Origin of the sequence: Myxococcus sp. CA033 (assembly GCF_013336625.1) — a bacterium.
GTDB classification, from domain to species: domain Bacteria; phylum Myxococcota; class Myxococcia; order Myxococcales; family Myxococcaceae; genus Myxococcus; species Myxococcus llanfairpwllgwyngyllgogerychwyrndrobwllllantysiliogogogochensis.
In genome coordinates this window covers 415,456-428,857 of sequence record NZ_JABUMU010000006.1, presented here as the reverse complement: position 1 = coordinate 428,857, position 13,402 = coordinate 415,456, and the positions used below count along the sequence as shown (strand labels likewise).

General features: G+C 70.2%; 12 protein-coding genes. 8 read left to right on the top strand and 4 right to left on the bottom strand.

Annotated features, from left to right (window positions below; genetic code table 11):
• Nucleotides 1-41 precede the first annotated feature (41 nt).
• Nucleotides 42-992, top strand: a complete 951-nt coding sequence (locus tag HUA78_RS19075; RefSeq protein ID WP_174476852.1) for a 1-phosphofructokinase family hexose kinase — start codon at nucleotides 42-44, stop codon at nucleotides 990-992.
• A gap of 112 nt (nucleotides 993-1,104) precedes the next feature.
• The gene (locus HUA78_RS19070; protein WP_174464700.1) at nucleotides 1,105-2,427 is read left to right on the top strand and encodes a glycosyltransferase family 87 protein; all 1,323 of its coding nucleotides are present in this window, start codon (nucleotides 1,105-1,107) and stop codon (nucleotides 2,425-2,427) included.
• Here the strand turns inward: HUA78_RS19070 and HUA78_RS19065 are convergent.
• Nucleotides 2,415-3,695, bottom strand: coding sequence for an amidohydrolase family protein (locus HUA78_RS19065; RefSeq protein ID WP_141646877.1), 1,281 nt, complete (start codon nucleotides 3,693-3,695; stop codon nucleotides 2,415-2,417). The genes HUA78_RS19070 and HUA78_RS19065 overlap by 13 nt on opposite strands.
• Nucleotides 3,696-3,862: 167 nt before the next feature.
• Here HUA78_RS19065 and HUA78_RS19060 point away from each other — a divergent pair, with 167 nt between their 5' ends.
• Nucleotides 3,863-4,171, top strand: a complete 309-nt coding sequence (locus HUA78_RS19060; protein WP_174476851.1) for a hypothetical protein — start codon at nucleotides 3,863-3,865, stop codon at nucleotides 4,169-4,171.
• A gap of 28 nt (nucleotides 4,172-4,199) precedes the next feature.
• Here HUA78_RS19060 and HUA78_RS19055 read toward each other — a convergent pair whose 3' ends face one another.
• On the bottom strand, nucleotides 4,200-4,574 hold the full coding sequence (locus HUA78_RS19055; protein ID WP_174461765.1) for a DUF423 domain-containing protein: 375 nt from the start codon (nucleotides 4,572-4,574) through the stop codon (nucleotides 4,200-4,202).
• 94 nt (nucleotides 4,575-4,668) lie between these two features.
• On the opposite strand from HUA78_RS19055, the gene HUA78_RS19050 reads away from it, so the two are divergent.
• Both HUA78_RS19050 and HUA78_RS19045 read left to right on the top strand, forming a co-directional pair.
• The gene (locus tag HUA78_RS19050; protein ID WP_174476850.1) at nucleotides 4,669-5,277 is read left to right on the top strand and encodes an SET domain-containing protein; all 609 of its coding nucleotides are present in this window, start codon (nucleotides 4,669-4,671) and stop codon (nucleotides 5,275-5,277) included.
• A gap of 512 nt (nucleotides 5,278-5,789) precedes the next feature.
• Nucleotides 5,790-6,731, top strand: a complete 942-nt coding sequence (locus HUA78_RS19045) for an acyl-CoA dehydrogenase family protein (protein ID WP_174476849.1) — start codon at nucleotides 5,790-5,792, stop codon at nucleotides 6,729-6,731.
• Between the two features lie 188 nt (nucleotides 6,732-6,919).
• Here the strand turns inward: HUA78_RS19045 and HUA78_RS19040 are convergent, their stop codons facing one another.
• Nucleotides 6,920-7,645, bottom strand: a complete 726-nt coding sequence (locus HUA78_RS19040) for a hypothetical protein (RefSeq protein WP_174476848.1) — start codon at nucleotides 7,643-7,645, stop codon at nucleotides 6,920-6,922.
• A gap of 518 nt (nucleotides 7,646-8,163) precedes the next feature.
• On the opposite strand from HUA78_RS19040, the gene HUA78_RS19035 reads away from it, so the two are divergent.
• The 3 genes from HUA78_RS19035 to HUA78_RS46525 are packed head-to-tail and all read left to right on the top strand — an operon-like array spanning nucleotide 8,164 to nucleotide 11,344.
• The gene (locus HUA78_RS19035) at nucleotides 8,164-8,967 is read left to right on the top strand and encodes a hypothetical protein (RefSeq protein ID WP_174461768.1); all 804 of its coding nucleotides are present in this window, start codon (nucleotides 8,164-8,166) and stop codon (nucleotides 8,965-8,967) included.
• A 45-nt stretch (nucleotides 8,968-9,012) separates the two neighbouring features.
• Nucleotides 9,013-10,323 (top strand): M18 family aminopeptidase, encoded by a 1,311-nt coding sequence (locus HUA78_RS19030; RefSeq protein ID WP_174476847.1) that lies wholly within the window; start codon nucleotides 9,013-9,015, stop codon nucleotides 10,321-10,323.
• Between the two features lie 46 nt (nucleotides 10,324-10,369).
• Complete coding sequence (locus HUA78_RS46525) at nucleotides 10,370-11,344, top strand: fused MFS/spermidine synthase (protein ID WP_174461770.1); 975 nt, start codon at nucleotides 10,370-10,372, stop codon at nucleotides 11,342-11,344.
• 13 nt (nucleotides 11,345-11,357) lie between these two features.
• On the opposite strand, the gene mdoH is transcribed toward HUA78_RS46525, so the two are convergent.
• Nucleotides 11,358-13,382: a glucans biosynthesis glucosyltransferase MdoH gene (gene mdoH, locus HUA78_RS19020; RefSeq protein WP_174476846.1), complete on the bottom strand. Its 2,025-nt coding sequence runs from the start codon at nucleotides 13,380-13,382 to the stop codon at nucleotides 11,358-11,360.
• Nucleotides 13,383-13,402: the final 20 nt, after the last annotated feature.

Sequence of the window (13,402 nt, the reverse complement as noted above, 5' to 3'; positions counted from 1 at the left end):
CCGAGAGGGACGACCTCTTCCCATCGCTGGAGACCTGGCACATGGCGCACATCGTGACGCTGACGCTCAACCCCGCCATCGACGTCGCGACGTCGGTGCCGGAGGTCACCCCGGAGCACAAGCTGCGGTGCGGCTCGGTGCGCAGGGACCCGGGCGGTGGCGGCATCAACGTGGCGCGCGTGGTGCGGGAGCTGGGCGGGGAGTCCATCGCCGTCTACACGCGGGGCGGTGCCACGGGGCTCATGCTGGAGGAGCTGTTGGAGGAGAAGGGCCTGCTGCGCCGCTCCATCCCCGTGGAGGGCTCCACGCGCGAGAGCTTCACCGTGGCCGAGGGCGCCAGCGCCCGGGAGTACCGCTTCATCCTCCCCGGGCCGGTGCTCTCCGAGTTCGAGTGGCAGCGCTGCCTGAGCGCGGTGGGGGAGGTCGCCACGGGCGCCGCGTTCATCGTGGCCAGCGGAAGCCTGCCCCAGGGCGTGCCCGACGACTTCTACGCGCGTGTCGCGCGGCTGGCGAAGCGGCTGGGGGTGCGCGTGGTGGTGGACACCAGCGGGACGCCGCTCTCGGCGGCGCTGGAGGAAGGGGTGTTCCTGGCCAAGCCCAACCGCCGCGAGCTGCGCGAGCTGACGGGCCTGAAGGCGGAGGACCTGGCGACCCAGGCCGAGGCGGCGCGGGAGCTGGTGGCGAGGGGCCGGGCGGAGGTCCTGGCCGTGTCCATGGGGGCCGACGGCGCGCTCCTGACGACGCGTGACGCGCAGCTTCGCGCCTCGCCTCCTCCTGTGGAGACGCACAGCTCGGTGGGCGCGGGGGACAGCTTCGTCGCGGGGCTGACGCTGGCGCTCGCTCGGGGCCAGTCCCATGAGGAGGCCCTGCGCTGGGGCATCGCCTCCGGCACGGCGGCCCTGCTCTCCCAGGGCACGGACCTGTGCGGCCGAGCGGACGTCGAGCGCCTCTTCGCGCAGGTGAAGGCCGAGCCCCTGGCCCGCACTCCGTAGCGCCGACCCGGGTAGACTCCGCCTCCTCGGGTGGCGCCCGACCAGGGGAGGGGGCGGCGTGTCTCTCTTTCCCCGCGACAAAAGCAGCCAGGATTGGACAGAGTGCGCTCGCGTGTCCGCCTCCACCCCTCCTTCTCCCGCAGCTTCCCCTTCCGCCCGTCTCGGGCCCTGGCACTGGGTCGCGTTCCTCGTCGGCGTGACGCCGCTCGTGGTGTACGCGTTTTCGCCGCGTATCGGCGACCTGGACCTGTACTTCAAGACGGCGCGAGCCTTCCTCGCCGGCGCCACGCCCAACCAGGACTTCCGCTTCGAGTACCCGCCCTACGCGCTGTTGTGGTTCGTCCCCGCCGCGTGGGTGCGCCATACGCAGTGGGAGTTCATCCCGCTGTTCGGCCTCCAACTGGCGGTGATGGATGGGTTCATCAAGTGGGTGCTGCTGACCGAGGGGGCCCGCAAGTGGGGCAGGGCGTGGCGCTCGGTGGTTCCGTGTCTGGCGTACTCGGTGACGTCGTGGATGGCGGCGCTCTACTACCTCAAGCGCTATGACCTCATCCCCGCGGCGCTGACGATGGCGGCCCTCTTCGCGTTGGCGCGCCGCCGCGAGACGGTGGCGGGCCTGGCGCTCTCGGTGGGCGTGGTGACGAAGCTGTACCCGGTGGTGCTGGTGCCGCTCGCGTTGGCCGTGTGCTGGAAGCGCGGCACGCTGGGCAAGCTGGTGGTGGGCCTGACGCTGGGCGTGGCGCCGCTGTTGCCGCTGAGTGCGGTGTGGCCCTGGTGGGGCTTCGCGTCGTTCCATGTCGACCGGGGGCTCCAGGTGGAGTCGCTCGGGGCCTCGCTGCTGTGGGCCGCGCATCACCTGGGCCTGGTCCAGGGCGTGCTCTGGATTCACGCCCCCGCGGCGTTCGAGCTGCATGGCGCGGCCGCCGAGGGCGTGAGGGCGGTGAGCCGGTGGCTGTGGGTGGTGGGCTCGTTGGGCATGGCCGCGGTGGGCATGTGGTCCGTGCGTCGCCGGCTCCCCGAGCGGATGGATGACCTGGCGCGGCTGGCGCTGGGGCCGCTGGTGGCCTTCATCATCCTCAACCCGGTGCTCAGTCCGCAGTTCCTCACGTGGGTCATGGGCGCGGCGGCGCTGGCGCTCTTGTCCGGCTCGCGCACGGTGCCCGTGCTCATCCTCGTGGCCGCCATCCTGTCGCGCGGTGTCTTCGTGGGGCCCTCGTACAAGTACGGGCTGGGCATTCCCCAGACGCTGCTGCTGCTGGCGCGCAACGGGATGTTGTTCGTCGCGGGCTATCTGCTGCTGCGGGACGCGTGGCGCCGGGTGGCCTCGGAAGACGCGGCGCCCAAGGCGTCGTCGGCGCTGGACTACCTGCCCGCGTCGGTGGAGGCGGGCTGCGCGGAGCCCGCGGGCATCGGGCTGGCGAGTCAGCGCCGGTAGGGCGTTCCGTTCTTCATCACCCAGCGGACCTTGCGCACGGCGGAGATGTCCCGCGTGGGGTCTCCGTCCACGGCGACGAGGTCCGCGAGCAGGCCGGCCTTCACCTGGCCGAGCCGGTCCTCGCGGTGCAGCATCCGCGCGTTGCCGGACGTGGCCGCCTGGAGCACCTGCACGGGCGTCATGCCGTACTCCACCATCAGCTCCATTTCGCGCCCGTTCTCCCCGTGGGTGAAGACGCCCGAGTCTCCACCCACGCACATGGGCACGCCCGCGGTGAGCGCCGCGCGGAAGCTGGCGCGCTTCTCCTGGATGGGGGCGGGCTCCGGACCCACGCCCTTCTTCCAGCCGTGGTAGCGGAACAGCGCGTCGCCCGCGGCGAGCGTGGGGCAGAGGAAGACTCCGCGCTGCGCCATGAGGCGGAAGACCTCCGGTGTTCCCCCATCGCCGTGTTCGATGGTCTCCGCGCCGGCGAGCACGGCGCGGCGCATGCCTTCGGGCGTGCTGGCGTGGACGGAGACGGGGCGGCCGCCGTCGCGCGCCGTCTCGACGATGAGCTTCATCTCCTCGAGTGAGTAGGTGGGGCGCGCCTCGCCCGAGGGGCCCCAGCGATAGTCGCCGTAGACCTTCACCCAGTCGGCTCCCCGGCCCATCTGTCCGCGCACCGCGCGCACCAGGTCATCGACGCCGTCGGCTTCCTCGGCGCCCTGGGGGACGTGCCACTCGGGGGCGAAGCCCTTGGGGGCATAGGTGCCAGTGGCCACCAGGGCCCGGGTCGCCACGAGGAGACGAGGTCCGGGGATGATTCCCTGCTGGATGGCTTGCTTGAGTCCGACGTCGGCGTCGCCCGCGCCCTCGGTGCCCAGGTCACGCGCGGTGGTGAAGCCCGCGAGCAGCGTCTCTCGCGCGTGCTGGGTGGCTCGGGCCACGCGCAGGGACAGCGGCTCCTTCAGCACCTGGTCGTTCCAGCTCGTCTCGTTGTACGGGTGGAGGAACAGGTGGGAGTGGCCCTCGATGAGCCCGGGCAGGAGCGTGGTGCCGGCGAGGTCGACGACTTCCGTGCCCTCGGGCGCCTTCACCTGCGAGGCGGGGCCAGCGGCGACGATGCGCTCTCCGGTGACGAGCACCACCCAGCCCGCATGGGGCTTGGGGGTGACGCCGTCGAAGACGCTCGTGGGGCGCAGCAGGTAGGACCTTGGAGCAGGGGCCGAGGCTCCAGACTGCTGGGCCGAGGCCGTGGTGACGACGAGGGCCAGGAGGAAGGCGCGCATGGCGGTTCCGGGGAGTGGGTGTGGGGGAGGGGATGATGACGCGGCGCCAGGAAGGCAGCCACTTCGCCGCTCCCTGTCCTGGAGGGCAAGCTGGACTGAGAGGGCGCTTCAGGTGCGCTCATCCCCCGTGCTGCGAGCGCCAGCGGGGGGTGGTTAAACCCAAGGGCATGGCCCGAGAACAGAGCGTCAACGCGTTGTTGCCGGTGGAGGCCGAGTTCCAGAAGGAGAAGGCCTCCGCGCTCAAGCGCACCGGCGAGAAGCTGGAGAAGGCCCTGTCAGCGCTGGAGGGCGCCGAGCGCGAGCTCTTGATGTCCCGGGGCCCCACGCGGGCGGTGCGCCTGGAGCGCTATCGCGAGGTGCGCAAGGAGGCGGAGCTGCAGCGTTGGTACCTGATGGTGCAGCGCGAGGCGTGTGGCATCCGCAACAACCGGGACCTGGACCTGATGTACCCGATGCCTCCGCTGGTTCGGGAGTGACACCGGGGTCCGGACCTCGGTGGGGTGGCTAGGGCGTCGCGCGCCAGGCGGCGATGGCGAAGAGAGCCCAGCCGGCGAGGAAGCCCAGGCCGCCCAGGGGTGTCACCGCGCCCAGGACGCGGACGCCGGAGAGTGCGAGCGCGTAGAGGCTGCCAGAGAACAGGACGATGCCCACGAGCATGGCCCAGCCCGCGCCGTTCAGGAGCGATGAGGGGCGCAGCAGGGACAGCAGTCCCACCGCGAGCAGCCCGAGCGCGTGGTACATGTGGTAGCGCGCGCCCGTCTCGAAGATGACGAGGAGGTCGGGAGGGAGCCGGGCCTTGAGCGCATGAGCGCCGAAGGCTCCCGCCGACACGGACAGGAAAGCGTTCACCGCACCGAGCACGAGCCACCACCGCATCATCGAACGCCTTTCATCGAGAGTCCGTCTGGTGCACGCTACACCGCCGCTGATGGAGCGTCCTGGCCGACGTGAACTCCGGGCCACTCATACCCGCATGACATCCCCCACTTTCACTCCTTCTTCCAAGCCCATCCCCTTCGAGCTGCGTCCGTCGTCCATCCAGGGCACGGGCGCCTTCGCCACCCGCCGCATCCGCAAGGGCGAGCGCATCATCGAGTACGTCGGTGAGCGCATCACCCAGGCGGACGCGGACCGTCGCTACGACGACGAGGCCATGGGGCGGCACCACACCTTCTTGTTCAACCTGGACAGCAAGACGGTGCTCGACGCGGGCACCCTGCACAACGAGGCGCGCTACATCAACCACTCGTGTGCCCCCAACTGCGAGGCGCTCATCGACAAGGGGCGCATCTACATCTTCGCCCTGCGCGCGCTCGAGGTAGGGGAGGAGCTGGTCTACGACTACGCCTACGAGCGCACCGAGGACATGGGGTCCGAGTCCGAAGCCCTCTACGTGTGCCGCTGTGGCGCGCCCCAGTGCAGGGGCACCATCCTGGCGCCGGAGAAGAAGGCCCCCGCCCGGAAGAAGGCCTCGAAGAAGAAGTCCGTGTCCAAGTCCCGCTCCGCGAAGAAGCCCGTGAAGGGGAATAAGACGACGAAGGGCAAGAAGTCCGCGGGTGGCCGCAAGCGCCTGGCGGGGTGAGGTTGTTTGCCCGGGCCTGACGCGCTGTCGTCGGGCCTCGTGGCGAAGTGAGTGCGAGGGCCAGCGACGCCGGCCGGGAGTTGTCGCCCTGGGGCCCGCGAAGGTCGCGTGCTGGTGCGGGCGAATCCCAGTTCCCTGGCACGCCGACTGAGCGCATTCCGGGACACCTCAGCCGCGCCCCTGAGCATCCAGGTCGCCAGCGCATTCGTGGACGCAGCGAGTGACTCCTGCCACGTTCACGACTCCCGCGAGCTGGATGCTCGGGCTGCGATTGATGAGGTTGTAGATGGAGGCGCGTGGGATGTAACGCCGAGCGCTGGACTCTGTCTGCTCATCATGGGGGGCTGGTGCAGCGCATCCTGTACACAGTCATGCCTTGGGTGTTGTTTTTGAGAGGGTAAAGGCATGTTGGGTCTGGCGCCGCTGGCTGACTTCAGTCAGGCCGGTGGGCCGCCTCTGGTTTGGATTGTTCCGGGAACGCCGCTTGCGTCTGGCTGTCGTATAGTGGCCCTGTGAACGACGTCCTCTCCTTCCTGCTCACTGAGTCCCCCGAGCCCGTCACACTCGACTCCGTCGAGACGTGGTGGCGCCGTCATGTGGAACTGGTGCCGCGGTTCCAGTCGCCCGCGGACCTCGCGCTCGCGGGAGGCTTTCGCGCGGACCGGCTCGGATTTGCATTCGCCTCCGGGTACCACGCCGCCCACCGCTTCCTGTTCCCCATGCTCCCCGCTGACCAGCCCGTCGCGCTCTGCGCCACGGAGTCGATGGGTGGGCACCCCGCCGCCATCCAGACGCGTCTTGCGCCAACGGCCACGGGCTGGACACTCACAGGGGAGAAAGCCTTCGTCACGCTGGGCTCCAGCGCGAAGCTGCTACTCATCGTCGCCTCCGAAGGACAGGACGAGCAGGGCCGCAACCGGCTCAGGTTGGTGTCCGTGGACGCCAGGCGCGCGGGCATCATCGCCACTGAATTGCCCGAGCTCCCCTTCGTGCCCGAGGTCCCTCACGCGGAGCTGCGGCTCGAAGACGTGGCGGTATCACCGGAAGAAGTACTCCCGGGCGATGGCTACACGCGCTACCTCAAGCCCTTCCGCACCGTGGAGGACTGTCATGTCCATCTCGCACTCCTCGGTTGGCTTCTCCAGCTCGGCCGACGCAGCGGCTGGCCTGACCCCATCCGCGAGGAGTTGCTCGCGCTCGCGGTGATGATGCGCGGGCTTGCCCAGGCGGACCCGTCATCCGTGGCGACGCATGTGGCGCTCGCTGGCGCGCTGGCTCAGGTGAAGCGCACGCTCGTCGAGAGTGAGCCGCTGTGGGCCCAGGTCGACGCTGTGACCCGTGAGCGCTGGGCGCGCGACCGCCGACTGCTTGACGTTGCTGGAAAGGTGCGCGCCAGGCGGCTGGAGGCTGCTCGCGCGAAGCTCGCGGGTCCGGTACCGGAACAAGGCGACTGACCTCAGGACGCGCGTACAGGCAACTGCTCGCGCGAGCCGTCGTCGTTGCGCCGGAACAAGGTGATTGCCGCGCACGTGCCAGGGCAGGGGACGCCGCTCGCTCGAAGCTCGTCCCTTGAAAGACGAAGGGCCGCGCCCCTGTACGGGACACGGCCCTGACACGCCTCACGGCGTGAACCCCGGACTTCTCAGTACCGTCCGCCGCCCACGATGGAGACGAGGGCGGACAGGATGCGGTTCTCCACGCCCCACACGGCCTTGTTCAGGCCCTTGATGCCCGCTCCGCGCAGGTAGTCCGTGAAGTCGTGCAGCGCGGTGGAGCGCTGCGTGCTCTGCCCCTCCGCCGCATACAGCAGCGGCGTGCCCGGCGCGCCCGTCAGGCCCAGGTCGGGACAGGCCTCGGACAGCTTCTTCGGATCAATTCCCGTCGCCGCCGACAGCATCGCCACCGTGAACTTGTGCACCGGCAGCTCGCGCGCGTTCGGCACCTTCTTCAGGACCTTCTCCCGGTCCTTCGGATCCGTCGCGAGCTGATCCAACGTCACCTTCGACATCGCGATGATCTGCTCGTTCGACACCTTCTTGCCGTCCAGGATGGCGCGGCCGAGCAGCGACGCCGGCGTGTCTCCCTTGATGGTGACATCCGCCCCCGGCATGTTCTGCATCCGGTCCCAGATGGCCTGCACCGCCTTGCCCACCTCGGTGTCCGGCCCGCCGCGCCACGCGCCCGGCGTCGGCTGCGCCGCCACAGCCTGCACCGGCGCCGCCAGCTTCGCCTCGAAGGTACTCAACTGCGCATGACCCACCGCGTTGGCCCTCGCCGGGGCCGCCGTCTGCTGCGCCTCCCGCTGCGGCTGGAGCGACGTGGACGGGTTTGACGTGACGACGCGGGCACGGTTGCGGATGGGATCCATGCTTGGGGGACTCTCCAGAATTCGACGAATCAGCAGGTTATCGCAGGCGGCCGGTAAAGGTTGCCGCCGAGCGGAAACACACCCATCAGGGAGCCAAGAACGGCGCCCAATGCCTGACGCATGACGTCATGAGGTCCCTGGACACCCAGATCGTGCTGAAGCCTGTAACCGGTATTTCCTCTCCGACCTATCCCTCATGTGCGCACGAGGTGCGACAACTCCCAGGAGACGAACATGCCCATTCATATCAACCCCCATCGTCCCAGGCCCACACCAAGGCCGCCCCCCAAGGCGCCCTCGAAGACCGAGTCACGGCCTCCGAGCAAGAAGCCCGACCCCAACCGGGACAGGGACCGCTTCGAGCCTCCTCGGCATCAGCGGCCCACACATCGGACGTGACAGGCCCCTCGCGGGCCGTGCTTTCCGGGACATGAAGCACGGCCCGTGGCACCGAGCGAACACGGATGCGGCGCGCATTCCGCAGGACAACCGGCCCGTGAAGCCGTATTCGGGGCCGCATGAAGCGTTTCCCCTCCGAGTTCGCCGACCTCCTCACTCCCAAGGGCCGCCGCATCCTGGAGGGCCGGGACACGTCAGTCTCGGGCGCGTTGCTGGACCCCGCGCGCCGCTTCGTCTCCCTCCAGGGTGTGGTGGACGCGACGCGTGCCGCCGCCTGTCGCAACGCGCTCGACGCGGCGCTCAACGACACCCTGGTGCGCATGGAGGACCCCATCCCCGTGGACTCCATCTCCGGGATGACGATGAACTACATGGAGCTGCTGCCCAAGACGGTCCGCGTGCGCACCGCGCTGCTGGAGAACCGGCGCTCCCGCTCCTGGCGCGCGGCGGAAGCGGTGGGGCTCACCACCATGCTTCGCTCGGACACCTTCGCCGCCTTCGCCGCCTCCGTCAGTGGCCGCGTGCTGCGGCGCAACTGGGGCATCCAGGTGCTCTGCTACGGGCCCGGCGACTACTCCGGCCCTCACAATGACCACCACCCCGAGGAGGCCGAGGCCCGCGACGGCTACGTGGACATGCACGTGAGCCTCACCATGCCGGGCGTGGACCACCAGTACCTCGTCTACGAGAAGGACGGGCACCTGTCCGAGATGACGCGGGTGAGCACCGTGGGCGGCATCACCGTGTACCGGCTGCCCTTCTGGCACTACACGACGCCGCTGCTCGCCAAGCGCGGCAAGGAGGACCAGTCCCGCCGGTGGGTGCTGCTGGGGACCTTCCTCGACGCCGCCCCCCAGGCCCGGCCGTCCTCCACCGTGCCGCCGCCGGGGACAGGGGCCCGTCCGCCCGCTCGGGGGACGTGATTCGGACGTGGCGAGACGCCCGGTAGCGGTTAGCTTCGGGCCGACATGAGCCCCACCGACACCGATGCCCTGGCCGATGACCTGCTCGCGTACATCGATGCCTCGCCCACGCCGTACCACGCGGTGCGGGAGACGGCCCGCCGCCTGGAGCAAGCGGGCTACCGCGCCCTGGACGAGCGCGAGTCCTGGACGCTGAAGCCCGGTGAGCGCGTCTACGTCACCCGGGGCGACACCAGCATCGCCGCCTTCCACCTGGGCACCGCGCCAGTGGACCGGGCGGGCTTCCGGCTGGTCGGCTCCCACACCGACTCGCCCAATCTGCGACTCAAGCCCAACGCCCAGGTCGCCAAGAACGGCTACCAGCAGCTCGGCGTCGAAATCTACGGCGGGGTGCTGCTGCACACCTGGACCGACCGAGACCTGTCGCTCGCCGGCCGCGTGGTGCTGCTCGAGGGCGGAAAGCCCCGGGGCCACCTGGTGGACTTCCGCAAGCCGCTGTTGCGAGTGCCCAACCTGGCCATCCACCTCAACCGAGGGGTGAACACCGAGGGCCTCAAGCTCAACCCGCAGGAGCAGATGGTGCCCGTGCTGGGCCTGGAGAGCGCGGGCGCGGTGGACCTGCGCGCCATGCTGGTGAAGGAGCTGTCGAAGGGCGGCGTGAAGGCGGAGGCGGCCGACATCCTGGGCTACGACTTGTGCCTCTACGACTTGCAGCCGTCCACGCGCTCGGGGGCGCACGAGGAGTTCCTCCATGCGCCGCGCCTGGACAACCTCGCGAGCTGCCATTCGAGCCTGACGGCGCTGCTCACCGGCCCGGCCTCGCGCGAGGCCACCAGCGGCGTCATCCTGTTCGACCACGAGGAGGTGGGAAGCCGCAGCGCGCAGGGCGCCGCGTCCCCCTTCCTGCGCACGCTCCTGGAGCGCCTCACACTGGGGCTCTCGGACGGAAAGCCCGATGCGTTCCACCGCGCCATGGCCCAGTCCTTCCTGGTCAGCGCGGACATGGCGCACGCGGTCCACCCCAACTACGCCTCGCTGCACGAGCCCAAGCACCAGCCGCAGATGGGCGCCGGGCCCGTCATCAAGTCGAACGTGAATCAGTCCTACGCCACCGATGGCGAGTCCTGGGCGTACTTCGCCGCGCTGTGTCGCGAAGCAGGGGTGACGCCGCAGCACTTCGTCACGCGCACGGACCTGGGGTGTGGCAGCACCATTGGCCCGATTACGGCGGGACAGCTGGGCATCCGCACCGTCGACGTGGGCAACCCCATGCTGTCCATGCACTCCATCCGGGAGATGGCGTGCGCGTCCGACGTGGCGGCGATGGTGGCCGTGCTCCGTCGCCTCTTCGCGTGACGCAGGGCTGTCAAAAGCGGGCCGGGGAGGTGATAGACCTTTGTGCGTGACTTGGCCGCGCGCGGGAGGTCCCTGGTGGTGCGAGGCGCCCTGGAAGCGGGTTCTCCCCCGCCAGGGCGCACCGCTCGGCCTCTCTCTTCCCGGAGGCAAGGTCGAGCGCTCCCGGCGCTACCTCGCGCGAGTCTTCCGCTGGCTCTCCCAGCCGCGCACCGTGCTGCACGTGGGGCTCGCCGGCTCGCATCGCTGCATCGTCAGCCAGGACGACGAGGGCCGGCGCTACCTCCAGTTCGGCTGGGACAGCGCCTACCAGAGCGTGGTGGGGCAGGGCTTCCCGCTGCGGCTGGAGCTCGAATACACGCAAGGCATGATTGGCGGCGTGGCCTTCGTGGCCAATCCCCAGCGCATCCTGATGGTGGGTGTGGGGGGCGGCTCGCTGCCCATGTTCCTGCGCGCCGCGCTGCCCCAGACGCGCATCGACGCGGTGGACAGTGACGGGGAGGTGCTCGAGGTCGCCCGGCGCTACTTCGGCTTCCGCGAGGATGCGCTGCTGCACGCGCACGTGGCGGACGGGCGCCGCTTCATCGAGACGCCGGGGCCCGCCTACGACGTCATCCTCCTGGATGCCTATGGCCCCCGAGGCATGCCCAAGGCCCTGGCGACGTGGGAGTTCCTCCAGGCAGCCAAGGCCCGGCTCACACCCGACGGCGCGGTGGTGAGCAACGTGCATCGCTCGCCCAATCCGCTGTACCCGGCGATGCTCCAGACGTGGCAGGCGAGCTTCGCGCAGTTGCACGCCTTCGACTCGCAGACCACGGCCAACCGCGTCTTCGTGGGGCTGACGTCCACGCAAAAGGTCTCTCGTGGCGCGCTGAAGGCTCGCGCAGGTCGGCTGGCCCGCGCCGCGCGCTTCAACCTGCGCGCGCTGATGTCGCGTCGATTCGAGGACCGCGAGGTCCGCCGCGCCTCCTCGGAGGGCCGAGCGCTCGACTCGCTGGACCTCGTGCTGCACGACGAGGACTGACCGCTCCGCCGCGTCAGGACAGCGCGCGCGTGAGGCGCTGCTCGCGCGCCTCGCTCAGCGTGCCCACGTCCAGCAGGGCCGCGACCTTCTCCTGCGCGGAGAGGGGCTCGGCGCCGCCGCCCAGCAGCTTGCGTCGTGCGGACTCCAGGGCCGCGGGCGAGGTGTGTTCGGCGAGTCCCGGCTGCGACTCCAGCAGCGCCAGGTGCAGCGCGTGCATCTTGGCGTCGCCGAGCACCCGCTCGATGGCGTCCGGCACCGGCTCCACCGCGTGCTCCTCTGTGATGGCCTGGGCCCGCTCCACCACCTCGGGAGGCTCCGTCTCCTCCGGCAGGAGCAACAGCCCCCGTCGCGCGGCCCACATCCCCAGCGAGGAGCGTGCCGTCAGCACCGTGAGGGGGACGGCGAGCAGCAGCCCCACCGCCACTGGCAGCAGCCACGCCACCAGCGCCGGGGACACCAGCGCGGCCACGGCCAGCATCCCCACGCCCACCGCCATGTGCACGGCGTGACGCCGCGCCGCTTCGGACCACGGCAGGTCCGCGTCCTCGCGCTGCTGGCTGGACCAGTTCACCCGGTACCCCAGGAGCGTGCCGAAGACGAAGTGTGACTGGAACAGCATCATCACCGGCGCCAGGAGCGAGGCCAGCACGCTCTCCACGAGCACGCTGAGCACCAGCTTCACGCGCCCCCCCATCCTCGCCGCCTCGCCCCGCTTGAAGAGCGCGAGCATCAGCCCCAGGACCTTGGGCGCGAACAGCATGCCCATGGACACCGCGAACAGGCGCAGCGCGCCGGGTGCGTCGAACGCGAGCACGGGCGACTCCAGCGCGTGCGCGTCCAGGAAGAAGCGGTCATGCAGCGCGGCGACGAGCCCCGACACCAGGAACAGGAGCCACAGCGGCGAGGCGACATAGGACATGACGCCCATCAGGAAGTGGCCCCGGCTGAACGGATGCAGGCCGCCCGCCATGACGAGGCTCAGGTGCTGCAGGTTGCCCTGGCACCAGCGCCTGTCGCGCTGCGCATACGCGAGCAGGTTCGGCGGCGGCTGCTCGTAGCTTCCGCCCAGCTCCGGCACCAGCCACACCGTGTAGCCCGCGCGCCGCATCAGCGCCGCCTCGACGAAGTCGTGGCTGAGGATGTGTCCACCGAAGGGCTGCTTGCCCGGGAGCACCGGCAACCCACAGTGGTTGATGAACGCCTCCGTGCGGATGATGGCGTTGTGGCCCCAGTAGTTGGACTCGCCCAGCTGCCACGCCGCCGCGCCCGCGGCCACGACGGGCCCGTACACCCGGCCCGCGAACTGCTGGAGGCGCGCGAAGAGCGTCGTGCGGCCCACGTTCAACGGCGGCGCCTGGAGGATGCCCGCGCGCGGGTTGAGCTCCATCAGCCGCGCCATCTTCACCAGCGTGCGGCCGTCCATGAGGCTGTCGGCGTCCAGCACCACCGTGAAGTCGTAGCGGCGGCCCCACCGCTCGCAGAAGTCGCCGAGGTTGCCCGCCTTCTTGCCCGTGTTGTCCGTGCGCCGCCGGTAGAAGATGCGCCCCTGGCCGCCCACCCGGCGGCACAACTCCGACCACGCCAGCTCCTCCGCCACCCACGCCTCCGCGCGCGTGGAGTCGCTCAGCACGTAGAAGTCGAAGGCGTCCAGATGCCCGGTGGCGGCCACGGACTCGTACGTCGCCTGCACGTTGGCGAAGACGGAGGCCGGGTCCTCGTTGTGGATGGGCATCACCACCGACGTGCGCGACGCCAGGGGCTGTCCCTCCTCGTCCGGCGTCGGGTAGCGCAGCCCGGGAAGCCGGGGGCCCAGGGCCAGTTGGAGGAAGCCCGCGATGGCCGTCCAGAAGGACAGCGCAATCCAGCCGAAGCACAGCGCGAAGAGCCCCACCAGCACCACTTCGGGCACCGAGGTGCCGTGGGCGCTCAACAGGCGGTGCATCTCCAGCGTCCCCACGAGGGTGGTGATGGCCGCCAGGCCCAGGACTCCGACGCGCCGGAAAGCGGCGCTCTCGGGCGAAAACGAGTGGGCTTCCATCGCGAGGCTCCGGTGCAACC

Coding starts and splice junctions, on each gene's coding strand:
- HUA78_RS19040 (WP_174476848.1), bottom strand. CDS start 7,645: ATGGATCCCATCCGCAACCGTGCCCGCGTCGTCACGTCAAACCCGTCC.
- HUA78_RS19050 (WP_174476850.1), top strand. CDS start 4,669: ATGACATCCCCCACTTTCACTCCTTCTTCCAAGCCCATCCCCTTCGAG.
- HUA78_RS19075 (WP_174476852.1), top strand. CDS start 42: ATGGCGCACATCGTGACGCTGACGCTCAACCCCGCCATCGACGTCGCG.
- HUA78_RS19055 (WP_174461765.1), bottom strand. CDS start 4,574: ATGATGCGGTGGTGGCTCGTGCTCGGTGCGGTGAACGCTTTCCTGTCC.
- HUA78_RS19035 (WP_174461768.1), top strand. CDS start 8,164: ATGAAGCGTTTCCCCTCCGAGTTCGCCGACCTCCTCACTCCCAAGGGC.
- HUA78_RS19065 (WP_141646877.1), bottom strand. CDS start 3,695: ATGCGCGCCTTCCTCCTGGCCCTCGTCGTCACCACGGCCTCGGCCCAG.
- HUA78_RS19030 (WP_174476847.1), top strand. CDS start 9,013: ATGAGCCCCACCGACACCGATGCCCTGGCCGATGACCTGCTCGCGTAC.
- mdoH (WP_174476846.1), bottom strand. CDS start 13,382: ATGGAAGCCCACTCGTTTTCGCCCGAGAGCGCCGCTTTCCGGCGCGTC.
- HUA78_RS19060 (WP_174476851.1), top strand. CDS start 3,863: ATGGCCCGAGAACAGAGCGTCAACGCGTTGTTGCCGGTGGAGGCCGAG.